The organism is Gaetbulibacter saemankumensis DSM 17032, assembly GCF_000425645.1.
Taxonomy (GTDB): domain Bacteria; phylum Bacteroidota; class Bacteroidia; order Flavobacteriales; family Flavobacteriaceae; genus Gaetbulibacter; species Gaetbulibacter saemankumensis.
In genome coordinates this window covers 113,196-139,844 of the sequence record NZ_KE384430.1, presented here as the reverse complement: position 1 = coordinate 139,844, position 26,649 = coordinate 113,196, and the positions used below count along the sequence as shown (strand labels likewise).

At 34.0% G+C, this 26,649-nt stretch carries 18 protein-coding genes and 2 tRNA genes; 9 read left to right on the top strand and 11 right to left on the bottom strand.

The features are described 5' to 3' along the window. Nucleotides 1-64: 64 nt before the first annotated feature. Complete coding sequence (locus H611_RS14120; RefSeq protein WP_051238757.1) at nt 65-1,618, bottom strand: GH3 auxin-responsive promoter family protein; 1,554 nt, start codon at nt 1,616-1,618, stop codon at nt 65-67. Nucleotides 1,619-1,660: 42 nt separating this feature from the next. On the opposite strand from H611_RS14120, the gene H611_RS0107300 reads away from it, so the two are divergent. Continuing rightward, entirely contained in the window at nt 1,661-2,455 is a 795-nt protein-coding gene (locus tag H611_RS0107300; protein WP_027137738.1) for a DUF2797 domain-containing protein, read from the top strand. A 57-nt stretch (nt 2,456-2,512) separates the two neighbouring features. Here H611_RS0107300 and rpsU read toward each other — a convergent pair whose 3' ends face one another. The 4 genes from rpsU to H611_RS0107280 form a co-directional block, all read right to left on the bottom strand. Then, the gene (gene rpsU, locus H611_RS0107295) at nt 2,513-2,707 is read right to left on the bottom strand and encodes a 30S ribosomal protein S21 (RefSeq protein ID WP_027137737.1); all 195 of its coding nucleotides are present in this window, start codon (nt 2,705-2,707) and stop codon (nt 2,513-2,515) included. A gap of 31 nt (nt 2,708-2,738) precedes the next feature. After that, a complete protein-coding gene (locus H611_RS0107290; protein ID WP_027137736.1) occupies nt 2,739-3,602 on the bottom strand; it encodes a sigma-70 family RNA polymerase sigma factor in 864 nt (287 codons plus the stop codon). 111 nt (nt 3,603-3,713) lie between these two features. After that, nucleotides 3,714-6,404 carry an AsmA-like C-terminal region-containing protein gene (locus H611_RS0107285; RefSeq protein ID WP_027137735.1) on the bottom strand — a complete coding sequence of 897 codons (2,691 nt, stop codon included), beginning with the start codon at nt 6,402-6,404 and terminating at the stop codon, nt 3,714-3,716. A gap of 101 nt (nt 6,405-6,505) precedes the next feature. Next, complete coding sequence (locus H611_RS0107280) at nt 6,506-7,210, bottom strand: queuosine precursor transporter (RefSeq protein WP_027137734.1); 705 nt, start codon at nt 7,208-7,210, stop codon at nt 6,506-6,508. A 71-nt stretch (nt 7,211-7,281) separates the two neighbouring features. On the opposite strand from H611_RS0107280, the gene folK reads away from it, so the two are divergent. Beyond that, nucleotides 7,282-8,412 (top strand): 2-amino-4-hydroxy-6-hydroxymethyldihydropteridine diphosphokinase, encoded by a 1,131-nt coding sequence (folK, locus tag H611_RS0107275; protein WP_027137733.1) that lies wholly within the window; start codon nt 7,282-7,284, stop codon nt 8,410-8,412. On the opposite strand, the gene H611_RS0107270 is transcribed toward folK, so the two are convergent. Further along, nucleotides 8,409-8,939, bottom strand: a complete 531-nt coding sequence (locus tag H611_RS0107270; RefSeq protein ID WP_027137732.1) for an RNA methyltransferase — start codon at nt 8,937-8,939, stop codon at nt 8,409-8,411. The two genes, folK and H611_RS0107270, sit on opposite strands and share 4 nt — an antisense overlap. Before the next feature lie 156 nt (nt 8,940-9,095). On the opposite strand from H611_RS0107270, the gene mutS reads away from it, so the two are divergent. The 3 genes from mutS (at nt 9,096) to H611_RS0107255 (ending at nt 11,992) form a co-directional block, all read left to right on the top strand. Then, nucleotides 9,096-11,708, top strand: coding sequence for a DNA mismatch repair protein MutS (gene mutS, locus H611_RS0107265; protein WP_027137731.1), 2,613 nt, complete (start codon nt 9,096-9,098; stop codon nt 11,706-11,708). A 97-nt stretch (nt 11,709-11,805) separates the two neighbouring features. Beyond that, a tRNA-Gly gene (locus tag H611_RS0107260) sits at nt 11,806-11,877 on the top strand. Nucleotides 11,878-11,907: 30 nt separating this feature from the next. Further along, nucleotides 11,908-11,992, top strand: a tRNA-Leu gene (locus H611_RS0107255). A gap of 121 nt (nt 11,993-12,113) precedes the next feature. On the opposite strand, the gene H611_RS14505 is transcribed toward H611_RS0107255, so the two are convergent. From H611_RS14505 to H611_RS0107230, 5 genes are all read right to left on the bottom strand, one after another. Beyond that, a complete protein-coding gene (locus H611_RS14505) occupies nt 12,114-13,205 on the bottom strand; it encodes a TlpA family protein disulfide reductase (protein ID WP_027137730.1) in 1,092 nt (363 codons plus the stop codon). A gap of 202 nt (nt 13,206-13,407) precedes the next feature. Then, nucleotides 13,408-14,496 carry an acyltransferase family protein gene (locus tag H611_RS0107245; protein WP_316928842.1) on the bottom strand — a complete coding sequence of 363 codons (1,089 nt, stop codon included), beginning with the start codon at nt 14,494-14,496 and terminating at the stop codon, nt 13,408-13,410. A gap of 21 nt (nt 14,497-14,517) precedes the next feature. Then, entirely contained in the window at nt 14,518-15,846 is a 1,329-nt protein-coding gene (locus H611_RS0107240; RefSeq protein WP_035483650.1) for a sugar MFS transporter, read from the bottom strand. 31 nt (nt 15,847-15,877) lie between these two features. Continuing rightward, nucleotides 15,878-16,600: a LytR/AlgR family response regulator transcription factor gene (locus tag H611_RS0107235; RefSeq protein ID WP_027137727.1), complete on the bottom strand. Its 723-nt coding sequence runs from the start codon at nt 16,598-16,600 to the stop codon at nt 15,878-15,880. Next, nucleotides 16,600-17,598 (bottom strand): sensor histidine kinase, encoded by a 999-nt coding sequence (locus H611_RS0107230; protein ID WP_245574781.1) that lies wholly within the window; start codon nt 17,596-17,598, stop codon nt 16,600-16,602. The genes H611_RS0107235 and H611_RS0107230 overlap by 1 nt, the downstream gene beginning before the upstream one ends. 279 nt (nt 17,599-17,877) lie before the next feature. On the opposite strand from H611_RS0107230, the gene H611_RS0107225 reads away from it, so the two are divergent. The 4 genes from H611_RS0107225 (at nt 17,878) to H611_RS0107210 (ending at nt 26,614) form a co-directional block, all read left to right on the top strand. Continuing rightward, nucleotides 17,878-20,892, top strand: a complete 3,015-nt coding sequence (locus H611_RS0107225; RefSeq protein WP_027137725.1) for a TonB-dependent receptor domain-containing protein — start codon at nt 17,878-17,880, stop codon at nt 20,890-20,892. An 11-nt stretch (nt 20,893-20,903) separates the two neighbouring features. Next, entirely contained in the window at nt 20,904-22,490 is a 1,587-nt protein-coding gene (locus tag H611_RS0107220; protein WP_027137724.1) for a RagB/SusD family nutrient uptake outer membrane protein, read from the top strand. Between the two features lie 99 nt (nt 22,491-22,589). After that, nucleotides 22,590-24,512, top strand: coding sequence for a glucosamine-6-phosphate deaminase (nagB, locus tag H611_RS0107215; RefSeq protein ID WP_245574780.1), 1,923 nt, complete (start codon nt 22,590-22,592; stop codon nt 24,510-24,512). A 44-nt stretch (nt 24,513-24,556) separates the two neighbouring features. Continuing rightward, nucleotides 24,557-26,614 (top strand): beta-N-acetylhexosaminidase, encoded by a 2,058-nt coding sequence (locus tag H611_RS0107210; RefSeq protein WP_035483648.1) that lies wholly within the window; start codon nt 24,557-24,559, stop codon nt 26,612-26,614. Nucleotides 26,615-26,649: the final 35 nt, after the last annotated feature.

Genomic DNA, 26,649 nt, shown 5'->3' with positions numbered 1-26,649 from the left:
TGTGGAAATAAATTTATCACAAAACCAATTTATAAGCTTTTAGATTATTAGACGAAATACTCGTTTAAAAACTAAGCTTGTTTCCGTTAATCGGATTTTCATGCGAAATGTTTAAAAGAAGTAATTCATCCATGTAATTACGGGTATTCGAAAGTCGTGGTATTTTGTGTTGCCCACCTAATTTATTGTTTTGTTTTAACCAGTCGTAAAATAAATTTTTACGAGCCATATGAATTTTTGGTTTGTTTAGCGTTATGTTGTTGTAGCGTTTTGCTTCGTAATCTGAATTTAAAGCTTTTAACGCATTATCGAAAAGTTCATTAAAATAGTGAATGTCTTTAGGTGGTTTTTTAAATTCAATCAGCCATTCATGAGCGCCTTTTTCTTTGCCTTCCATAAAAATAGGAGCTGCTGTATAGTCAACAATTTCAGATCGAGTTCGTTTACAAACCTTCTTTAGAGCTTCTTCCGCATTTTCAATAATAAGTTCCTCACCAAAAACATTAATATGATGTTTTGTTCTTCCGGAAATTTTAATTCGGTATGGACTTAATGAAGTAAATCTTACCGTATCCCCAATTTTATAACGCCATAAACCGGCATTAGTTGTGATAATCACAGCATAATTCACATTGAGTTTCACTTCACTTAACGGAATGGCTTTCTCTTCAGAACTTCCATAGGTATCCATAGGAATAAATTCGTAAAAGATACCATAATCAAGCATCAAAAGTAATTCGTTGGAGTTGTTTTGATCCTGAATAGCAAAGAATCCTTCGGAGGCATTATAGGTTTCGTAATATTTAAAGTCTTTTCTAGGTAGAATCTTTTTATATTGATTCACATAAGGAGTAAAACTTACGCCTCCATGAAAATAGACTTCCAGATTGGGCCATATGTCGTGCAGATTTTGTTTTCCTGTAGTTTCTAAAACATTATTTAGTAGAACAAGCATCCAGGAAGGAACCCCAGCAAGACTTGTGACATTTTCATTGATTGTTTCGTTTACTATAGCCTGCATTTTATGTTCCCAGTCACTCATTAAGGACACTTTGTTGCTAGGTGTACTACTGAATTCTGCCCAAAAAGGCATGTTGTCAATTAATATGGCGGACAGATCTCCAAAGATAATACCGTTTTCTTTGTATAATTCTTTGCTTCCTCCTAAGCGTAAGCTCTTTCCAGTAAATAATTGGGAGTCTTCGTTGTTGTTTAAATACATGCAAAGCAAATCTTTGCTAGCAGCGTAGTGACAATCTTCTAAAGACTCTGCACTAACAGGGATAAATTTACTTTTGGCTCTGGTGGTCCCACTAGATTTGGCATACCACCTAATAGGGCGTGGCCAAAAAATATTGGTTTCACCATTCATAGAACGTTCAATGTCGTCTTGCCAGCCATCGTAATTTTTTATGGGAATACGCTCTGAAAATGTTTTGTAACTCTTTATGGATGCGAAGTCATATTTTCTTCCAAATTCAGTGTCTTTGGCTATGTCTATAAGGCTAAATAGTAATTCATTTTGTACTTCATTAGGGTATTTTAGAAATAATTCAATTTGATGAAAACGTTTTTTTAGAAACCAAGAAGCAATCGAATTTACTATAGGTATTGGCATATTTATTTTATCTTTATTTTTTTAAAAATAATACTTTTTTTCATGACCTACCAAGGCGTTTTAACAAAAATGGAAACGGAGTTTTCACAACCTATAGAGTACTATTTAGTTTTTGAAAACGATTTTATAAACATAAACCAATTACTCGATAAAACCATAACAATTCAATTTGTTAAATATCAATGTTTAAACTGCCGATTGGATAAGCAAATCTATCGTCAAGGGTTTTGCAAAAGTTGCTTTTTTGAGATTCCACAGGCGGCCGATTGGATTATGCGTCCCGAATTAAGTACGGCTCATTTAGGAAAAGAAGATCGTGATTTAGAATATGAAAAAAAGGTGCAGTTACAGCCCCATATTGTGTATCTTGCCAATTCTAGCAATGTAAAAGTTGGGGTAACCAGAAAATCTCAGATACCTACTCGCTGGATTGATCAAGGTGCTCATGAAGCCATTGAAATTGTTGAGGTGCCCAATCGGTACTTAGCTGGTATCACGGAGGTTGCATTAAAAGATCATGTGGCAGATAAAACCAATTGGCGTAAAATGCTGAAGAATGATATTGAAGATGAAAATTTAATGACCTGGCGCGACAATTTAAAACAATACATTCCTGAGGAAGTCATGGAATATTTTATTGAAAATAATACAGAAACCAACCTAGATTTTCCGGTTCATAAATATCCAGATAAACCAAAAAGTTTAAATTTAATAAAGGAACAATTATACACGGGGAAATTAGTAGGCGTGAAAGGGCAGTATTTAATTTTTGAAGATAATACGGTGTTTAATGTTCGTGCGAACGAAGGATTAGTTGTTAGTATTACAATCAACTAAAAAAAGGAATAGAGCCCCGATAACAAGTTAATGGTTATCGGGGGTTATATAGAAAAATTAAATATCTTCTTGGTCTCTAAGATTTTGAATGTAAGCCGCTTTTTGGATTTGGCGACGTCTTTTTACAGAGGGTTTCGTGAAAAACTGACCATCTCTCAGGTTCTGCATCACTTTAATATTTCTGTGTTTTCTTTTGTAACGTTTTAAGGCACGTTCTATATTCTCGCCGTCTTTTACAATAATTTTTAACATATATATAAATTAATTCAGATTTGTTTTAGGATTATCCTAAATACGTTTTTAACATTTTACTTTTCGAGGTATGACGCAAGCGTCTAATACCTTTTTCTTTTATTTGTCTTACCCGCTCTCGAGTTAAACCAAAAGCATCGCCTATTTCTTGCAGGCTCATTGATTGCTCTTTACTTATGCCATAATAATACCGTATAATTTCGGCTTCTTTTTCAGATAAAGTATCTAGAGCACGGTTTATTTCCGTGTTTAACGAGTCTTGCATCAAATTAACATCCGGTTGTGGTGTATGGCTAGACTGTACAACATCATATAAATTGGAATTTTCTCCTTCTTTAAAAGGGGCATCCATAGAAACGTGTCTACTCGAAATTTTCATAGACTGCTTCACATCACTAACACTTAAATCTAAAGAACTGGCTAATTCTTCGGCACTTGGTGCACGTTCGTGCGATTGTTCTAAAAACGAATAGGCTTTATTAATTTTATTAATAGAACCAATTTTGTTCAAAGGTAGTCTAACAATTCGAGATTGTTCGGCTAAAGCTTGTAAAATTGCTTGCCTAATCCACCAAACGGCATAAGAGATAAATTTAAAACCACGTGTTTCATCAAATCGTTTGGCTGCTTTTACCAAGCCAGCATTGCCTTCGTTGATTAAATCGGGTAAAGTTAAGCCTTGATTTTGGTATTGCTTAGATACTGAAACTACAAATCTTAAATTCGCCGTTGTTAACTTATCTAATGCTTTTTGATCACCTTTTTTTATTTTCTGAGCTAATTCGACTTCTTCCTCAGCGGTTATCAGTGGTATTTTGCTAATGTCTTGTAAATATTTATCTAAAGATTTTGATTCCCTATTGGTAACCTGCTTCGTAATTTTTAGTTGCCGCATGTACGCCTTGTTCTGGTTTTAAGTTAAACTTGGTTATAACTTAACTTTTTTATTCGAAAAACCTAATTATTGGACGTCTTTTTTAAAAAATAGATATTGATTTACAAAATGTTACTTAATAGTATCCTGTGTTTTTTTCTTTTTACCCAGTAAACCACCAAGGGCATTTTTTACAGTATTTGTAGTGGCATCCGTTTTTGTCGAGTCGGTTTGGTTCTGATTGTTACCTAATATATCAGTAATAACATTTTTGGTGTTTTTGTTTTGTTCCTCCCTGGTTGAGTCAGTTTTTGTGTTATTTCCTTTTATTAAATTCCCGAGTAAATCTTCAGCTTGCGATTTTCCTTGGTTTAAAAGTTTTTGTTTTTGAATTTCAACCAATTGTTTACTTAAATTAGAAACCCCACTGGATAAATCTGTTTTTACATTTGGGTTGTTGAAACTGCCAGTAATATTTGCTGTAACCGGAATCGAAATGTTTTTAGCTTCTTCGCTATCTATTTTAGCTATTAGCTGATTAATATCGCTGCCTAAATATTTTGCAGGCACATTAAATACAGCATTATAATCCATGGTTTCGTCGAACCCGTGAGAACCGGAAACATCAATGGTGATGTCTTCGTATTTAATTTGAAATGGTTTCACATTTACTTTACCTTCTGCAAATTCAAATTTTGTTTTTATATCTTTTAAATTCAATTTTTTAAAGTCGATAAAATTGAATGTGTTATCCAGTTTACTTAATGCTGCGCTTTGGTCTGGACTGATGCTGGTTGTTAATAATTCAGCTAAGGCATTCCCAGACATAGAACTTAAATTAGGTGTGAAATCTTTTGTTAAATCGCCACTTAAATTAAGTGTTGAATTTAAAGTTCCTTGAATTAAATTAGCTATCGGTGCTAGATTTTGAAGCAATTCTAAGCCTTTAAAAGATTGTGCAACGTCAAAACCATTTATGTCTAAATTTAAATTAAAATTTGGGGTGTTGTTTTTTGTTGAAACATTTCCGGCAACGGCCAAGGCTCCATTAAAAATATGTGAAGTTAAATTGGTTAAAGATACTTGTTGATCTTTTATTATGAGTGTGCCTTTTACGTCTTTCAGATTTAAATTGTCGTAAACTACCTGATTGGCCTGTGCGTTTATGGTACAATCTAAAAAAGCTGGGATTTTTAAAGATTCTGAGGTTTCTGTAGATTCTTTTTGTGTTTCGGTTTCTTCTGTTTCATTGTTGTCAACCATAAAATCACTTACTTTAAAAAGCGTCGATTTTAAATTAAAATTTCCTTGAAGTGTATTGTTGCTAACTAAAAATCCTATAAGGTTATTAATAGTTCCATTGGCATTAATATCGCTATCACCTGATTTGGCCTCGAATGAATTTAATGAAACGGTTTGCGGGTTAAAACTAATCTCAGCATTTGTAATGTGTATAGGGTTTACAACATCTTTCGAAGCAAATACGAAATTACTAACACTAGCCGAACCGTTATTTTTAATTCGTGCATAATTACTAGTTTCTATAGCGTTCATATCAAAAGCTGTAGAAAGCTTGGCTTTTAGGATACCACTTAATTCCTGATCGAGCTCTATAGGATAGGCTTGTTTTAGGTTGGCTAAATTTAAAACACCATCTATATGAGCTTTTACAAACATGTTTGATGTGATGTTACTTATAGAGGCAGATGATTTAAACACATCTTGATCAATTTTAAAATTTAGTGTGTTTAAGTCTATATGAGTATCGTCCGCCAGCCCTGTACTGTTTTTTATAGAGGTGTTAATTACTATGTTATCCACACGTTTTGGAAGATCAGGATATTTAAAGGAGGCTTTGTTCGATGTGATTTGAATATCGAATGTAGGAATGGTTGTTTCGGTAATTTTACCTTTAATAAGGCCTTTAACTTTAAAATCTCCAGTGGTTTCTACACCTTCAATACTTTTAGAATAGACTTCAGGGATAAGAGCTAAGAAATTTTTGAAATTGGATTCGGGATTTTCAAAAGTAATATCGACCTCTTGGCCGTCGTCAAATAATCGTATATAACCATCAAATTTTAAAGGTAGCTTGTTGATGAAACCAGTGTTTTCCTTAAAGCTATATTTGTTGTTTTCTAAATCAAGTTCGATAAGCGCGTCTAATTTTATGGAATTATTTTTTAAATATTCAGTGTTATCTATTGAAACGCTAACATTGGCACTGGTTTTTGTATCTAAAATGGATGTGTCAGCAGAAAAGGAGCCATTCCCAGTATGATTTAATTCGGAAATGCGCATTTCAGTTTTTGAGCCGTCATCAATGTAAATAAAAGTACTATTGCTAATGCCGTAATTTTCTATATCAAACGAAAATCCTCCCGATTGTTCACTTTCTTCAGGTTCACTTGTGTTGCTTGATTTTGCTATATCGTAGTTAACTCGGCCTAAACTGTCTGTTTTCAGAGTGATTTCAGCTTCATCAATCGTAAAGGTGTTTATAGCCAAAGGCCCATCACTTTCACTTTTGAATAATTCTTTTAATGACATGGAAAAGGCTATGTTTTTTACGCTAATAAACTTTTCATCCTTAAAAGGTTCAAAATTTGTAATCATTAAATCATCGATACCCACATGTGCTTTTGGGAAATTCTTTATAAAACTTAAATTAACATTGCTAAACTCAACTTTGGCGTTTAGGTTATCATTAATAAATTGTTTTACTAAATGTTGTATTTGAGATTGAAATGCTAACGGCAGCGCAATAAGAAGCGCTAATATGATTAATATTGAAATTCCGAATATTTTAAGTGCCTTTTTCACAGGTGTTAAGTTTATTGATTAGTGAGCTTTATATTATATACGCAAAATAGGTATGAACAGTTTAAAGTTAAAAATTTTCGGCTTTAAGTTTGCTATAAAAATTAGAGTAAATTTATTTCTTCATTCACCTTTAAATTAAAGCGTTTTCTAAATATATAAACGCCTAAATACATAAAAGGAGTATCGCAAAGGGCTACAATAACCTTAAATAAAAATCCACTAATCAGTAAGCCTTGAAACATATGCCAGGGCAGTACTTCAAAAAGGCATAAAAGTAAAACAACTGAAAGCGTATCGACGAATTGCGATAACCAGGTTGAAAAATTATTTCTTAGCCAAAGATGTCTGCCTTTAGTCAGTCGTTTCCAGAAATGATAGATCTGAATATCTACAAACTGCGCGCATAGGTAAGCAGTCATACTGGCTCCAACAGCTAATATAGTGCGTCCAAATACATTGGAAAAAATGTCGTCGTTTATTGGAGAACTATCTACAGCTGGAACTAAATCGGCTATAAAAACAATTAAAACGGAAAAAAGTGAGGCAAAAATGCCAGTTATAACTACTTGATTGGCGCGTTTTTTACCGTAAATTTCACTTATTAAATCGGTAATTAAAAAAGTGATTGGGTAGGGTAGAATACCTACTGAAACAACAAAAAGTTTAGAACCGAATATTTCTATATCGAAAGGATACCAATAAAAAAACTTTTGAAAAATTAGATTTGATACTACCAATGAGGTTATAAATAAAGCTCCTAAAAGCATATAAATTCTTTGGGCAGCGAGTTTGTCTTTTAACGTCATAAATATTTTTTGAAAAATACGATTAGTAAATATAAAAGATTAAAATTTGTTTTAGTTATTTTGCCCCTTATATGAAGCGAACATCTACATTTTATATAGCTTTTGGTAGTAATAAAGGCAATAAGTTAAATAATATACAACTAGCTGTAAATGAAATTTACAAGCAAGTAGGAGATGTTAAACACATTTCAAAATTATATAAGTCTAAAGCCGTTGGTTTCGACGGGGATGATTTTTTAAATGGTTGTTTAGAGTTAAACTCTTGTCTTGAGCCGCAGGTAGTTTTGGATATATTGCTGTCTATTGAAAATAAACTTGGTCGGATTAGAACAGAATCTGATACTTATGAATCTCGAACTATAGATTTAGATATTGTTTTAGTGGATGATAAGATTATTAATACCGAATCTTTGCTAGTGCCTCATCCGCAAATGATGTATCGCAAGTTTGTTTTGTTGCCTCTAAATGATATTGCGTCATATGTAATGCATCCTGTACTGAAAAAAGAAATAGGTGTATTATTGCAAAATTGCAAGGATGCTTCGGAATTAGAGCCAATACAAGAAATAATAAAGATTCCTACTTCAGAATTTGAATTATCAAAATTTAATTACATCGCAATTGAAGGAAACATTGGGGCAGGAAAGACTAGTCTGGCAACTAGAATAGCTGAGGATTTTAATGCAAAATTGATTCTAGAACGATTTGCCGATAATCCCTTTCTTCCAAAGTTTTATGAAGACGCCAATCGGTATGCCTTTTCTTTAGAAATGTCCTTCTTAGCAGATCGGTATCAACAAATCACAGACGATTTATCGCAGCTTGATTTGTTTAAAGATTTTGTGGTAAGTGACTATGATGTTTTTAAGTCACTGATATTTGCCAAAGTTACCCTTCAAGAGGATGAATTTAATCTTTACCGCAAGCTTTTTTATTTAATGTATAAAGAATTGCGGAAACCTGATTTATATATTTATCTATATCAAAAAACAGCACGACTTCAGGAAAATATTAAAAAACGCGGTCGTGATTATGAACAGAATATCGCTGACGATTATTTAAATAAAATTAATTCTGGTTATTTAGATTTTTTAAAAATTCAAAACGACTTTAATGTAAAAATCATCGATGTTTCAAATAAAGACTTTGTAAACGATCGAGAAGATTATTTGTGGGTATTGCAACAGATAGCGGTTAATTAGGTTTTCATTTTACTAAATATATCCCACACCACCACACCACAACTTACCGAGATATTTAAAGAGTGTTTCGTGCCAAATTGTGGAATTTCAATAACCATGTCGCTAGTACTAACCACATCTTGTGCAACACCCTTTACTTCATTTCCGAAGACTAAGGCGTAAGTTGTATCTTTTTCAGGGGTGAATTCGTTTAACATTGTAGCATTTTCAGCTTGTTCAATTGCACAAACTTTTACCCCTTTTTGTTTTAATTTTTCAACTAAATCGATAGTGTTTTCTACATATTCCCAGGCCACCGTATCGGTACTTCCCAGGGCTGTTTTATGAATGTCTTTATGAGGAGGCGTGGCGGTAATGCCGCACAAATAGATTTTTTCAATTAAAAAGGCATCACTTGTTCTAAAAACAGAACCTATATTATTCAAGCTTCTAATATTATCTAGTATTATAATTAGGGGTGTTTTTTTAGATGATTTAAAGGCATCTACGCTTAATCTGTCTAGTTCACTGTTTTTTAATTTGCGCATACTCGATTTCTGTTTGTGTTTAATTTCAGTCTATTGTTGAAATCTCAATTTAATTGTAGATAACTTATAATGTTACGATTTCAAAAAAAATCAAAATAGTACTACTTTAGCAATCTTACAATAATCGCAAAAATAACATTAAAAAACCTTTTACCATTGGCTAAGAAAGCAAAAAAAGAGACCCCTTTAATGAAACAGTATAATACAATAAAGGCGAAATATCCGGATGCCTTGTTATTGTTTCGTGTGGGTGATTTTTACGAAACATTTGGGGAAGATGCCGTGAGAGCTGCAGGTATTTTAGGTATTATATTAACTAAACGAGGGGCTGGTAGCGAAAGTGAAACTGCTCTGGCCGGGTTTCCGCATCATTCGTTAAATACCTATTTGCCAAAATTGGTAAAAGCGGGAGAACGTGTAGCTATTTGTGATCAATTGGAAGATCCGAAGCAAACCAAAACCATTGTAAAACGTGGAGTTACCGAATTGGTTACTCCTGGAGTCGCATTAAATGATGAGGTTCTAGTGTCGAAATCGAACAATTTTTTGTGTTCGGTTTATTTTGATAAGAAATATATAGGAGTTTCATTTTTAGATATTTCTACCGGTGAGTTTTTAACGTCTCAAGGGAATGCGGAATATATTGATAAGCTATTACAGAATTTTAGTCCGAGTGAAGTGCTAGTGTCTAAGCAGAAGCGGTTATTGTTTAATGAAACCTTCGGAAGTGATTATCATACATTTTATCTTGAAGACTGGATTTATCAAACGGACTATGCCTATGAGACTTTAACGAAACATTTCAATACAAAAACCCTTAAAGGGTTCGGAATTGAAGATTTGCATGAAGGTATTATTGCGGCAGGATCTATTTTGCATTATTTGTCAGAGACTCAGCATAACAAACTGGAACATATTGCTTCGGTGTCTAGAATAGCTGAAGATGATTATGTGTGGATGGATAAATTTACCATTCGAAATCTAGAACTTTACAATTCAACAAATAATAATGCGGTAACATTATTAAGTGTTATTGATAAGACCATTTCGGCAATGGGAGGCCGTATGCTAAAACGTTGGTTGGCCTTACCTTTAAAGAATGCCGATAAAATTAAGCATCGTCATGAGGTAGTCGATTTCTTTGTTAAGGAAACCGGTTTGCTTCAAAAAATTCAGAATCAGATAAAGCATATTGGCGATTTAGAACGACTCATATCTAAAGTTGCCACAGGCAAAGTTAATCCACGGGAAGTTATTCAACTTAAAAATTCTTTAGAGGCTATTGTCCCTATAAAAGCTATGGCTTCTAATTGCGATAATACTTCTTTAAAGATAATTGGAGATACTTTGCAAAGTTGTGATGTGCTTCGAGAAAAAATTAAGCAGATGCTTAACGAAGAAGCTCCGGTAAATGTGTTAAAGGGGCATACTATTGCTGTAGGTTATTCTACCGAATTAGATGAGCTTCGTAATTTATCGAAATCAGGGAAAGATTATTTAGATAATATGCTAAAGCGCGAAAGTGAGCGCACTGGTATAACGTCTTTAAAAATTGCTTCAAACAATGTTTTTGGGTACTACATTGAAGTTAGAAATACGCATAAAGATAAAGTTCCTGAAGATTGGATTCGAAAACAAACCTTGGTAAGTGCCGAGCGTTATATTACAGAAGAATTAAAGGAGTATGAAGCAAAAATTTTAGGTGCCGAAGACAGAATACTTGGCATCGAGCAGCAGTTGTTTGGCGAGTTGGTTGCATGGATGAATCAGTATATTAAACCCGTGCAGCAGAACGCCCATTTAATTGGTCAAATTGATTGCTTGTGTGGTTTTGCTCAATTGGCAAAAGACAACCATTATGTATATCCTGAAATTGATGATTCTTTTGATTTAGATATTAAAGAAGGGCGTCATCCGGTTATCGAAAAGCAATTGCCTATTGGTGAAGCCTATATCACCAATAATGTATTTCTTGATCGATCCACTCAGCAAATTATTATGATTACTGGTCCAAACATGTCCGGTAAATCGGCCATTTTGCGTCAAACAGCCTTAATTGTATTGTTGGCTCAAATGGGTTGTTTTGTTCCTGCCGAATCGGCAAGAATTGGCTTGGTAGATAAAATATTTACTCGTGTAGGTGCTAGCGATAATATATCTATGGGAGAATCGACATTTATGGTTGAAATGAATGAAACGGCTTCCATATTAAATAATATATCTGAAAGAAGCCTGGTGTTACTCGATGAGATTGGTCGTGGCACCAGTACTTATGATGGTATTTCTATTGCTTGGGCTATAAGCGAATATTTACATGAACACCCAGCGAAGCCTAAAACATTATTTGCTACCCATTATCATGAGCTTAATGAAATGACTGAAACTTTTGGGCGTATTAAAAATTATAATGTTTCAGTTAAAGAATTAAAAGATAATGTGCTTTTTTTAAGAAAGCTGGTAGAAGGAGGTAGTGAACATAGTTTTGGTATTCATGTTGCAAAAATGGCGGGGATGCCTCAGCAAGTTTTACGGCGTGCTAACCAAGTTTTAAAGAAATTAGAGAAGTCGCATTCCAGTGAAGAGCTCACCGAATCAGTGAAATCTATTAAGGATGAAATGCAGTTAAGTTTTTTCAATTTAGACGATCCGTTACTTGAAAATATAAAGGATGAAATATTAGAAACTGATATTGATACACTTACACCAGTGGAAGCTTTGATGAAATTAAATGAAATTAAGCGCATGTTGGTAAAGAAAAAACGGGCTTGAAAAATAAATTAAATTTTTTTTCAAAAAAGCTTTGCGAATCCAAGAAATGTCTTAAATTTGCAACCGCAATCACGAATTGCTCGTTCATTTAAAGACTGCGAAAGTAGCTCAGGGGTAGAGCATCACCTTGCCAAGGTGAGGGTCGCGGGTTCAAATCCCGTCTTTCGCTCTGAAACTTTCGAATAAGATATACCAAGATGCTGAAGTGGTGGAATTGGTAGACACGTTGGACTTAAAATCCAATGGCCATTATGGCCGTGCGGGTTCAAGTCCCGCCTTCAGTACTAAAGCCTTTACAATTTTTGTAAAGGCTTTTTTTATGGATTTTAATGAGATTTTGTACCATACCTAAACAACCCATAACCATTGTAAATGATTAGTCCAGTTACAATAGTTATGTGGGGTTTATTGGTGTAATTTAAGATCAAGGGATGATAGTAAAACCTCTATTTTTTCTTTATTGGAAGGTCTTGGAGCATTATAGTCTACTACATTGCCTTTAGGGTCTATGAGAATAAATCTAGGAATAGCATTTACGCCATATGCCTTTATGAAGTTAGATTCAAATTTATCTGGAGCAATAATTTGAGTTCCCGACATATGCTTGTCTTCAATCATTTTACGCCATTTATTTTTGTTTTTTTGGTCATCTACAGATATACTAATAAAAGCAATATTTTTATCCCTATAGTTCTTTTCAAGAGTCTCCAAAAAGGGAATTTGATATTTACAAGGTCCGCACCAGGTGGCCCAAACATCTATGTAAACATATTTTCCAGTAAAGTCAGATAGGGACGTTTTAGAACCATCATAGTTTTCATAATTTTCGAAAGTAGGTGACACAGTGCCCTTTTTTAGTTGTTTAAACAAATTATGCTCTTCATCATATTTATCGGTAATTCTTTTAATTAAAGATTCGATATACGATGTTTCAATAGAAATTTTGTCTTCAGGAATATTAGAATAAGCATTTAGGGCTTTCATAAATTCTGCTTTAAGAGTTTCTGTTTTATATTTAAAATCAGATTTATCTAGTCTATACCAATCTTTTTTGTAGCTTTTATTTGATGAAAGCATCCGTTGTTTCTCAATGATGAAATTGTTGTAATCGGCATTGTCATTTTCAAATTGGGCAGTTTCTTTAAAAATAGTTGCATCGGCAGTTAGAGAAATGTTTTCACCATTTTTTATATAAATTGGAGTACTAATACTATCCTTTTCTAATAACAAATGAAACTGATCAAATTTGGTATTTAGTTTAAGAGTGTCTGTGAAAATGCCCTGCATGTCGAGCTTAACAGATTTCTTGTATCCATTCATTCCATAGATTGAAATTTCTTTAGAATTAGCATTCAAAATTTTTCCTGATAATTTGGCATATTCGGGATGTTGTTTTTTTGTGTTACAGGATTGCAATTGGAGCATTATTAATGCAAAGTATAGTATTCTTTTCATAACTTGAATAGGTGGTATGGCTAAGGTGTTTTTGATTTTCATATTGACTGTTATTGTTTAAATTCTTTTAAATATTTATGAAATAAATTCTTAAGATATTTAAACTATGAGTAGATAATGTGGGAAATGGGTGGAAAAAATCTTACGAATAATGCGGAATAATGAAAAAGAAGACTATCCTGTGTGTAAACTAAGTAATGAAAATATATAGCACTTTCGAGCTGTAGTTAATTATATCACAGAATTATACTTTTATAAAAATACGTTTTCTATAAAGTAAATAGGCTAGAAAAATATAGAAGGCGACAACTCCTAATCCATAAAGGAGCGAACTCATTTCAGGAATTATGAAATCGTGTAGAAAAATATTTTCATATAACCAGGAATGTATGTTTTGAGAATTGTTAATTGGGATTAAATACATACATTTTGAAATTAAACTGGAAAGAAAGTATATGGTAATGGCATTCATGCCAACATATTTAAAAATATTTCCAAACTTATAGTTTTTAATATCCTTTAGATAATAAATAATCGCCAGAAGTAAGGTAGCCCACCCATTAGTTACTAAAACAAAAGAGCTACTCCAAAAGGCTTTGTTTATAGGGAACCAAAAATTCCATATATAGCCAAGTGTCAGAAAAACCAAGGCTATACCTATTAAAAAATTAATGCTTTTATAATGGTCTAAAACTTTAGCTGTTAATACACCTGAAAGACATGACACTATTGAAGTTAGGGTGCTTAACAGTCCTTCTGGGTCATAATCAGCCTGCCACATATGGTTTCCTAAAATGTTTAAATCAATATAATTCGCCCAATTATTTATGCTTCTATCTAAGGTTGGTACATTTCCGTTGGGCAAAGGAATAAAATCCAATAAGATCCAGTAGCCTATCAATATGAAAACACAAATGGCTAAAAGTTTTTTCCATGAAAAGTTGAGGTAAAGAAGGGCGGAAACAAAAAAGACAATACCTATACGTTGTAATACTCCTGGAAATCTTAATGTTTCGATATCGGAAATAAAAGGCATTTGCGGGATAAATGCATTTAGAAACAGTCCTAATCCAATAAGTTTTAAACTTCGAATGCTGATTTTTTTTATGGTTGAAGCATTGGGTGTTTTGTTTTTATAGGCGAAGTAAATCGAGATGCCTACAATAAAAAGAAAGAATGGGAAGATTAAATCGGTTGGGGTAAGTCCATGCCATTGAGCATGTCGTAAAGGAGGATATATGTTATTCCAGTCTCCGGGTGTATTTACTAATACCATAGCGATGATAGTTAGCCCTCTGAGTATATCAACCGATTCAATTCTTTTTTTCATCATTATACTATAAAGTAAAGTATGTTACTTTTTTAAGCCTACTTTATGACCAATAAAAGCATAGTATAGAATGATGAGATAACACGGTAACAATATCCAATATCCAAACGAAGCGGCATCAGCAGTTGCAGCTAAAATTTCATTACCTTCGGATATTAATTGCTCTTTTTTAACATCAACTAACTTGCCATATAATGGCGGTAATATGGCTCCGCCAGAAATAGCCATTATTAATAATGCTGAGGCGGTTTTTGTAAACTGACCTAAACCATTTAAAGCTAAAGGCCAAATAGCGGGCCAAACTAGTGCATTTGCTATTCCTAAGGCAGCCACGAAAAGAACAGATGTGAAACCACTAGTAGATACAATGCAAAAAGAAAATATTATACCCAGTATCGCGCTGGATTTTAAGGCTAAAGCTTGACTAATGTATTTAGGAATTAAAAATACGCCGAGCGCATAGGTGGCTACCATTGCCATTAAGGTAAATAAGGTAAAAAACTTGGCTTGTTCAACAGGGATGTCTAAGGAAATACCATAAGAAATAATTGTATCTCCAGCAATAACTTCAACGCCTACATATACGAATAAAGCTAAAACTCCCAACCATAAATGTGGAAATTGGAAAATACTGGTTTTAGTTTTTTCGCCAGTTTCAGAAGCATCAATAGGTTTGGCTTCAACATGTGGTAAAGGTGCTTTTCTAATTAATAGGCCTAGCAATATTAAGACGATAGCCATAACTATGTACGGTGTTATAACGCTATCGGCCATGGTATTAAGTAATTCGATTTTTTCGGAATCGTTTACAGTACTAAGCTTGTCTTTTAAGCTATCGATACCCGATAATAAAATAGCTCCAAAAATTACAGAACCTAGTGCTCCAGCTACTTTATTAGCAATACCCATGATGGCAATACGTTTGGCGGCGCTTTCAATAGGCCCTAGAATAGTTATATAAGGGTTTGATGCTGTTTGAAGGAGAGTCATGCCGGCTCCTTGAATAAATATAGCCGTTAAAAACACCCAGTAAGTGCGAGCTTCGGCTGCAGGAATGAAAATTAAAGCGCCCAAAGCCATAATAATAAGTCCGAGAGACATGCTTTTTCTGTATCCTAATTTGTTAATGATGTAGGAAGCAGGAATGGCCATGACTACAAAGGAAATATAGGAAGCCGAGGCTACCAGGTATGATTGTGCATCGGTAAGCTCGTTAATGGTTTTCATAAAGGGAATGAGTGCGCCATTAATCCAGGTTACAAATCCGAAAATGAAAAAAAGTCCAGCAATTATAAATATAGGTATAAGGGTGCTGTTTTTTGATGGAGTCGATTCTTCTATGGTTTGAGCCATGATAAAATAGTTAATTATAAAAGGTTATTGATTAGTTTTCGTTGTCGTCTGTTATGTTGAAAATGCGTTCTTTTGTTTGTTTCAGGTAATTTCGTCCAATAGGTATTTTTCGGTTTGAAATTTCTACGGTGTTACCTTCTAAGGCGCTTATTTTATTTATTGATATGGTATAGGATCGGTGTATACGTAAAAAATTCGATTGTGGTAATTCTTCGGTGATGGCAGATAATGATTTATGAACAACATAATCGCCCAAATTAGTAATAACCTTAATGTAATCTTTTAAGCTTTCTATATATAAAATATCGTTTAAATTCACCTTAATCAACTTCTTGTTAACTTTTAAGAAAATATGAGGCTCTTGATGTATGCTGGAATCTCCCATGGTATTGCTCACATACATTTGTTGATAAATTTTATTAATGGTTTTTAAAAAGCGCTCAAAAGGAATTGGTTTTACTAAATAGTCTAAGATATTTATTTCAAATCCTTTAACAGCGTATTCGCGATATGCTGTGGTGATTACAATTAATGGCTTATAACTCAGGTTGTCTATAAACGCGAAACCAGTCATCTGTGGCATGTTTATATCCAGAAAAATAACATCTATTTTTTCTTTTTCTAAAATGTGGTATGCTTTTAATGGGTTGTTGAAGGTTTCAACAATTTCTATATGATCGAAATTTTTTAGATGGTTTTCAATCACCGTAATTGCTAAAGGTTCGTCATCAATAATGATACATTTAATCTTCATCAAACAGGGATTTTTAAAAATAGTTGGTGTTTGTTATCAATAGTTTTTGTTTCTAAAACAAAATCATTAGCAAATAGTAGTTTTAATCGTCTTAGTGCATTTTCATTGCCAATTCCATGGGGTTTACTGTTATCCTCGAAAACATTCGGATTAAAACTATTCGTAAGTTTAAATTCTAAATAGCCGCTTTGTTCCACATTGAAACTCATATCTATTTCTAATTTGTCGTTACCTTTCATGCCATGCTTGAAACTGTTTTCAACAAAAGAAAGCAGAAGCAATGGTGGAACTTCAATGTCTTCAAGATTGCCGGTAATATCCATTTCAACATGAATGCGGTCTTCAAAACGTAAACGTTCAATATCCACAAAATTATTTATGTGGTTTATTTCTTGTAGTAAATTGGTTTTGGTTCCGTCAATTTCATAAAGAACGTATTGCATCATTTCAGACAATTTAATAACTAGTCTGGGTGCATTATCAGATTTTTGGAGCGTTAAGGCATACAGATTGTTTAAAGTATTGAAAAAGAAATGTGGTTGTATTTGCGTTCTTAGGTATTTCAGTTCGGTGCTTAATTGTAATTTTGCTAGGTCTTCATTTTTCTTTTTCTCCATAAACCACTCTACAACGAACTTAATAGAGGTTACAAAAGAAATGACATACAGTTCTCCTAAAATTACTGCTACTATATAGTTGATGTCAAAAAAGTTAGATGCTAAGTGAGATTCTGGATATATTTTTTCGGTAACCAAAATATAATTTAAAGATGTTCTAATAACATACACTAGAACCAAAATAAAAATCATAATAGCTACGTAGCGCTTGTATTTTTTACGTAAAATAAATTTTGGGATTAAATAAAATATATTACCATACACGATAATAATATGAATCGCAAACTCTACTACGTTTGATTTAAACGAATAGACATAATCGTTAAAATAACTTCCCCAGCGCCAAACATTAAATGCAAAATATATCAACCAAAATATCAAGTGATATTTGACTGGTATGGTGGTTCCTATTTTTTGTTTAAAGGTTGAGATAAAATTAATTATTTAAGATTTTGTTGGTAAAACAATAATAAAATAAAGCAATTTTAATCATATAATCATTAATTACCAATTATTTTATAAATAGTTTATTGTAGCAGAATGTCTTATCTAACTAATTGTGTTGTCTGTATGTAAAATACTGTCGTCTATATAAATTTTTTTAACATTTTTTTAATAATCAATAGTTTGGCACAACTAGAAAAACTAAATAATTTAATTATGAAACAAAACTTACGAACTCTTTTCTTGTTTTCTTTTGTGCTGCTAATAGGGCAATTAACCTTTGGTCAGGAAAAAGATATAACAGGAGTAGTAACTTCAAAAAGCGATGGAATTCCATTGCCTGGAGTGAATGTAACAGTTAAAGGGACCTCTAATGGGGCTCAAACAGATTTTGATGGGAATTATTCTTTAACGGTAAATGTTGGAGATGTATTAAATTTCTCTTACTTGGGAATGACTTCTGTTGAAGTAACAGTTGGAGAATCAAATGTTATTAATGTAGCTTTAGAAGAAGATGCTGAACAATTAAACGAAGTTGTAGTAACGGCTTTAGGTATTAAAAAAACAAGAAAGTCATTGACTTATGCAGCTCAGGATATTAATGCTGATGAGTTAAATAAGGTGAAACAAACCAATCCGGTAAATAGTTTATCTGGTAAGGTGGCAGGGGTGTCGATAACCAGAAGTAGTTCTGGTGTTGGTGGCTCGGTAAAAGTTACTTTACGTGGTAACTCGTCTATAGGGAATAATCAGCCATTATATGTTGTAGATGGAGTTCCTTTATCTAATCCATCTTCAAGTCAACCAGAAGATAGCTTTGGTGATATAAATGGAGGAAACAGAGATGGTGGAGATGCTATGTCTTTAATTAATCCAGAGGATATTGAGTCTTTAACAGTTTTAAAAGGAGCTTCGGCATCGGCATTATATGGTAGTGCAGGATTGAATGGGGTTATTTTAATTACGACCAAAAGAGGTAAATCCGGAAGTTTTAAAGTTGATTTTTCGTCAAATTTAACAGTTGATTCTGCTGCTTATGCAATGGATTTCAATGATGAAACTCAAAGTAATATTGATGATTTCTTAAATACTGGATTTACAAATATTAATGCCTTATCTGTTTCTGGTGGAACCGATAAAGCACAAACGTATTTTTCATATAGTAATTCGTTTGCAACGGGCGTTATGCCTGAAAATAGGTTAAAGCAGCATACATTTAATGTCCGTGAAACTGCGAAACTTTTTGATGATAAGTTAAGTATTAATGCTAGTGTAATGGCATCTACGCAAAATGTTACTAATAGACCTATATCAGGGTTATATTTTAATCCGTTAGTAGGAGTATATGGTTTTGCGTCTGATACTGAAAAGTTGTCTGATTATGAAAATTTTGAAAGTTATGATCCTTCAAGAAATATTATGGCTCAGCGTTGGTTTAGAGGTACTTCTGATATTGAGCAAAATCCATATTGGATTTTACATAGAAATGCATCAGAGGATACAAATCAAAAGTTAGTAGCTTCTGTAAATTTAAATTATCAAGTTAACGATTGGTTAGCCCTACAAACTAGAGGAACATATGATAAGTCGTTGTTCAATTTTGAAAGAAGAATTTATGCAACTACAGAGGCAACTTTGGCTCCGGCGAATGGGCGTTACATTGTAAATAATAATGATTTTACACAATATTATGGTGATGTTATAGCTAATATTAATAAGCAGTTTGGAGAAACAATTTCTTTATCTGCAATTGTTGGTACTAGTACGACTAGAACAACTTCAGAATCTTTTATAGGTGATTCAGGAACTAATGGCGGGTTACAGTATGCAAATGTGTTTTCATTTCAGAACTTTAATGGAAATCCGTCGGTTAACTTTACACAAAATTCATTAGAGACACGAGTGAACTCGGTGTTTGCTAGTGCTACTATAGGTTTTAATGATAAAATATTTGTAGATTTAACAGCAAGAAATGATTGGACATCTACACTTCCAAAAGAAAATAATTCATTCTTCTATCCATCAATTGGTTTAACCGGTGTTTTAAGTGAGTTATTTGAATTGCCTGAAGCTGTGTCTTTTGCAAAATTACGTGCATCGTATGCAGAGGTAGGTAATGGTTTTGCTGCGGATCAAATTAACCCTCAGCGTTCGATTATTTTTGGAGGTGGAGGCGTTAGCCCTGCCGATCCAATAAGACCATTCCCAGGTTCTACACCAAAACCAGAAAGACAAAAATCTTTTGAAATAGGTACCGAATGGAAGTTTGCAAATAATAGATTAGGAATCGATTTAGGGTATTATAATACTAAAACGGTAGATCAGTATTACGCGTTTTCTACTTCAGTTTCAATTATAGGTGCTCCTCAGGCATATTTAAATTCTGGTGAAATTTCGAACAAAGGTTTTGAAGCAACGGTATTTGCAATACCTGTTCAGAATGATAATTTCTCATGGAATACTTCATTAAATTTCGCTTCTAATAAAAATAGGATTGAAAAAATCTATAATGGACAGGTGCTTGAAGGTTTAATAGAACCTGAATTCTTTACATTATCAGGAAAAGGAGTTAATACTTTTGGTTCCTATTTAGTTGAGGGCGGATCATTTGGTGATATTTATGCTCAGGTAGTTAAAAGAAATGCTGATGGCTTACCGATCATAGAAGGAGATGCAGTTATAGCTGATAATGATAATACAGTGGATGGACTTACTAAGGTAGGTAATGCTAACCCGGATTTTACTTTAGGGTGGAATAACTCGTTTTCTATTAAAAATTTCACAGTCGATTTCTTAATCGATGGAAAATTTGGAGGAGAAACAATGAGTATGACAGAGGCTGTAGTGGAAGGTACTAGTAATAATTCGGCAAGAGAAACCGCAAATAATAATGTTAATGTACAGATAGATGGTACACCAACTACAATGTCAGCGAAAGACTATTATGGTAAAGTAGGCGGTAGAAATGGATTTACAGGTGAGTATATTTATAGTGCAACCAATGTTAGGCTTGCAGAGTTTGCTTTAGGATACAATTTTAATTTAGGTGAGAATTCTTTTTTCTCTAGAGTAAAAGCTTCATTAGTGGGTAATAACCTGTTTTTCTTTTATAAAGATGCGCCGCATGACCCTAATTTATCTATGAGCACAGGTAATGCATTACAAGGTGTGGATGTGTTAGCTCTGCCTTCGACGAGAAGTATAGGTCTTAATCTTAATTTAACATTCTAAAAAAATAAGCAATGAAAAATATAAAGAACATATTGTCATGTTTAGTTGCCGCAGGGCTTCTAAATACATCTTGTAGTGATTTAGAACGATTTAATGTAAACGAAAGAAATATTACTCAGGAACAATTGGAAGTCGACTTTCAACATGTAGGGTCTAAGTATAAACCAATATTTGAGAGTATATACCAGTATACGCCGGCGTGGTCGTATCAGTTACAACAAAATTTAAATGCCGATGTCTATTCTGGTTATTTGACCAACCCAAGGCCATTTGTTGCGGGAGCGAATAATACTACATATAGTTTGGTTAGTGGATGGAATAATTTTATTTGGTCTGTTCCATATTCTAATGTAATGAATAACGTTAGTGAAATATCTAAGTTAACAGAAGCGGATTATCCTACATTGCACGCAGTTGCCTTAATTTTAAAGGTTGCAGCAATGCATCGAGTTTCTGATGTATTTGGCCCCATTGTTTATACGAACTTTGGAGATTTAGAAAATGCAGGGGTTTATGATTCACAAGAGGAAGCATATAATGCCTTTTTTACAGATTTAGATACGGCTGTTGCTAATTTAATGACAGATATAGATAGTGAAAGATTTGCTGCATTCGATTTATCTTATGGGGGTAATTACACCAATTGGGTAAAATTAGCCAATTCATTAAGATTACGTCTGGCTATTCGTATTTCGAAAGTAAATCCAGTAAAAGCGAAAACAGAAGGAGAAAAAGCGTTATCTCAGTCTTTAGGGGTTATGGGAACAAATCCTGAAGGATTTTTTGTTAATAGTGCTTTGGACCATCCATTATCTATTATAGATAACTCTTGGGGAGATATTCGAATGAATGCATCTATGGAATCTATATTAGTTGGTTACGACGATGCAAGAGCGACGAGTTATTTTGATGCACCTACAAGTGTTTCTGGAACGGTTAAGGGGGTTCGAGGCGGATTACCATTACTTCCGGGATATGCCGATGAGCTTGCGCAAAAGGCGGATTATATAGGTTTCTCTTCAATAAATGATAATATTCATACTTCAACTGTTCAGTTAATGACGGCAGCAGAAGTAGCATTTTTGAAAGCTGAAGCCGCTTTACGTGGATGGCAAGGTGCCGGAGATGCTAAAACAAATTATGAAACAGGTATACAATTATCTTTTGAGCAGCATGGGGCTAGTGGAGCATCAAACTATATAGCCGATAATACTTCAACACCTGCAGATTATGTAGATCCTGTAAATCCTAGTAATAATATAGCTGCTTTAACAGACATTACAATTGCCTGGGATGAAGGAGCAACGAATGAAGAGAAATTAGAGCGTATTATTACTCAAAAGTGGATTGCTATGTTCCCTGAAGGACAAGAAGCTTGGAGTGAGTTTAGACGTACTGGATACCCTAAAATATTCCCTGTTGTTAGTAATCAAAGTGGAGGCACTATCGATACTAATATTCAGATTAGAAGAATTCCGTTTGTAGATAGTGAGTTATCAACAAATCCGGAAGGGGTACAAGATGCTGTTACAAAATTATCAGGTCCAGACAACGGAGGTACGCGCTTATGGTGGGATACTGGAGCTGCTAATTTTTAATATTCAGATAGTTTTATCATAGTTAGTTTGTTGGTATGCAAGCAGGAGATTTCGGTTTTCTGCTTGCTTAAACAATAGTAATTTTCAAAAAGGATTATTGTGAAAATTGTAGATCATAAAAAAATAGCTTTCACAAAAGCTGGCAAATTCGAGGAAACACGTTATGAAAAAATACATAACGTAATATTCAATAATTCAAATGAGGCCTCGGTTTTAGTAGCAGAGGAAATAGCAACTTTAATAAGAGAAAAAGAGGGTAAGGGAGAGTTTTGTGTGCTTGGTTTAGCTACAGGGTCTTCACCAATAAAAGTTTATGAGGAGTTGGTAAGAATGCATAAAGAGGAAGGGCTGAGTTTCTCTAATGTAATAACCTTCAATTTAGATGAATATTACCCAATGGAAAAAAGTGATATTCAGAGTTACTACTATTTTATGCATGAACACTTGTTTAATCATATTGATATTTTACCTGAAAATATTAATATTCCAAATGGTAAAGTAAGCTCTGAAGATTTGTATCAATACTGCATTGATTACGAAATGAAGATTAAAGCTGTTGGTGGTTTAGATTTTCAGCTTTTAGGTATTGGTAGAACAGGTCATATAGGATTTAATGAACCTGGATCACATTATAATTCTGGCACCCGAAATATAACCTTAGATCATATCACAAGGGTGGATGCCGCTCCGGCATTTTTGGGAATTGATAATGTGCCAAGAAAGGCCATTACTATGGGGATAGGTACAGTTATGGCCGCGAAACGAATCGTGTTATTAGCATGGGGAGGTAATAAGGCTGAGATTGTGAAACGAACCATAGAAGGTGAGGTCACGGCAGAAGTTCCTGCGACTTATCTTCAAAATCATGACAACACTAGCTTTTTGCTAGATGAGGCCGCTTCTTCTGAATTAACTCGTGTAAAAACACCTTGGATTGTAACAGCCTGCGCCTGGAATGACGAGTTGAAATTAAAGGCTGTTGTATGGTTAAGTGAATTAACCAAGAAACCAATTTTAAAGTTAACGGATAAGGATTATAATGATAATGGAATGTCTGGGTTGCTTACCGAAGAAGGAACGGCATACAATTTAAACATAAAAATGTTTAATAAGTTGCAGCATACCATTACAGGTTGGCCGGGAGGAAAGCCGGGGGCCGATGATACGAATCGACCAGAACGTGCTCATATTCCCAAAAAACGAGTTATTATATTTAGTCCGCATCCCGATGATGATGTCATCTCAATGGGAGGAACTTTCGATCGTCTCGTAGAGCAGGGACATGAAGTGCATATTGCATATCAAACATCCGGTAATATTGCGGTTTCCGATGATGAAGCCATAAAATTTGCCGAGATTGTTCAGAATTTAAATCCTGATTGTACCACATCAAAAGAGATTATAGATTTTCTTAAATCGAAAAAAGAAAATGCTATCGATTCTAAAGAAGTAAGAAAACTAAAAGGATTGATACGTCGTGCCGAATCTTATGGGGCGACCCGTTATTTAGGGGTTCCCGATGCGTATGTACACTTTTTAGATTTACCATTCTACGAAACAGGAACCATTAAAAAGAATAATTTATCACAAGATGATATTGATATAATGTGTGCCCTAATAGAAGATATTAAGCCTCACCAAATATATGCCGCTGGAGATTTAGCCGATCCACATGGAACACATAAGGTGTGTTTAGATGCTTTGTTTGAAGCATTGAAAATATTAAAGCCAAAATCTTTTATGGACGATTGTTGGGTGTGGTTGTACCGTGGAGCTTGGCACGAGTGGGAATCTTATCAGATTGAAATGGCTGTGCCTATGAGCCCAGATCAGGTTTTAAGAAAGCGACATGCTATTTTTTACCATCAATCTCAAAAAGATGGAGTGATGTTTCAAGGTGACGATTCAAGAGAGTTTTGGGTGCGCGTTGAAGATAGAAATCGGTTAACGGCAAATAAGTATAATGAGTTAGGATTGGCAGAATATGCCGCTATTGAAGCATTTAAACGCTATTATTTTTAATCATTAATTGAGGATAAGTTATAAAATACAAAGTATCCAAAGGCATGAAAAAAATTATATTTCTTATTTTAATACTAGGCGTTTTTAGCAGAAATGCTTTCTCTCAGACGACCTTACTTCAGGAGTATAATCTCTTGCCTTGGCCAAAAGAAATAACAAAAAATTCTGCTAAGTTTATTATTAATAGTGGGGTTGCGGTCTCCATAATGGGTGATGATTCTCAAGAGCGTGTTCGTAATGCCACTGTTAATTTTTTAAGACGATTAGTTACGCGAACAGGGATTTTTATTGAAGAAGGATTTCCCGTAGCAAATGATAGAGGTAATATTAAAATTACATTTAATTCGGTAGCCGAATTGAATATCCAAACTGACGAATCGTATCAACTACATGTATCTGATAAAGAGATTCGTATACATGCTAAAACGGATGTTGGGGCTATTAGAGCTCTGAACACTTTGTTGCAATTAATAACCCACGACGCGACAGACTATTACTTTCAAGGAGCGGATATTAATGATGCGCCTCGGTTTGTATGGCGGGGTCTTATGATTGATGTGTCTAGGCATTTTCATCCTATAGGGGTTATTAAGCGAAATTTGGAAGCCATGGCCTCGGTTAAAATGAATGTATTCCATTGGCATTTAACCGACGATCAGGGTTTTCGTGTCGAATCAAAAGTGTATCCCAAATTGCATCAATTAGCTTCCGATGGGTTGTACTATACTCAGGAACAAATAAAAGATGTGGTGGCTTATGCCAATAAACTAGGTATTCGTGTCATTCCAGAATTTGATGTGCCTGGTCATGCTTCAGCTATATTAACAGCTTATCCGGAATTGGGGAGTAAAGACGGTTATCATTATGCCATAGAACGATTCTCTGGGGTGTTCGATCCAACATTAGATCCAACAAAAGATATTACTTATACGTTTCTTGAAAATTTATTTTCAGAAATGGTTCCTTTATTTCCAGATACCTATTTCCACATTGGGGGTGATGAGAATGAAGGGAAGCACTGGGATGAAAATGAAGAGATTCAGAAGTTTAAAAAGCAGCATAATTTAACTTCGAATCACGATTTACAGACTTATTTTAATATTAGACTGGAAGAAATACTGAATAAATTAGGAAAAAAATTAATGGGCTGGGATGAAATCATGACCCCTAACATGCCAACCACAGCCGTGATACATTCATGGCGTGGTGAAAATGAAGGGTTGCCTAAAGGAGGGTCATTAATTAGTGCTGCTAAACAGGGGTATCAGACGGTACTGTCGAATGGTTATTATATAGACAGAATGCTGTCTATAAAACATCATTACACGGTGGATCCTATAGGTGATGTCGTGCTAACTCCCGAACAGCGTGCCCGTGTTTTGGGAGGAGAAGCTACCATGTGGAGTGAATTAGTAACTCCACGAACCATAGATTCCAGAATTTGGCCTCGTACAGCAGCTATAGCAGAAAGATTTTGGTCTGCGCAATCAGTAAATGATATTGATAATATGCTGTCGCGATTAAAAACGGTATCTTTCGACCTAGAAGAATTAGGAATTACCCACATAAGAAATAAGGCTGTTATTTTACGTAGTATGACACACAACCAGGATATTAAATCTTTAGAGGTGTTGTCTAAGATTTGTGAACCCTTAAAGATTTACAAACGTAATAAAGATGGCGTTGAATATAAAACGTTTTCACCGTTTTCATTATTTGCAGATGCCTGTGTTGTGGATGCAGAAGACGCTTTAAAGTTCAATAATTTGGTGTCTCAGTTTATTGCTGATGGTGGAATGGAAGTGCAAAATGCCTTATTGGATTATCTGAGCATTTGGTCTAATAACCATGAAGAATTTCGAAAATTAGATTTGAATCCTAAAACAAAACCGTTGGAGAATTTATCTTTGAATGTTTCAGAGGTATCCGGGTTATTGTTTGAAATATTTCAAAATCGTGAAGTATCTAAAAAAACAATTTCAGAAATAAATCAATATATAGAAGCTTTAAAGCAACCAGTTGAAGATGTTGAGGTGGTAATTTTACGTGATTTAAATTATCTATTAAATTATGCTGAAGAAAACTTTAAAGTGTCAGAATAATTTATTAAAATCGAAGTATATAATTTAAATAATAA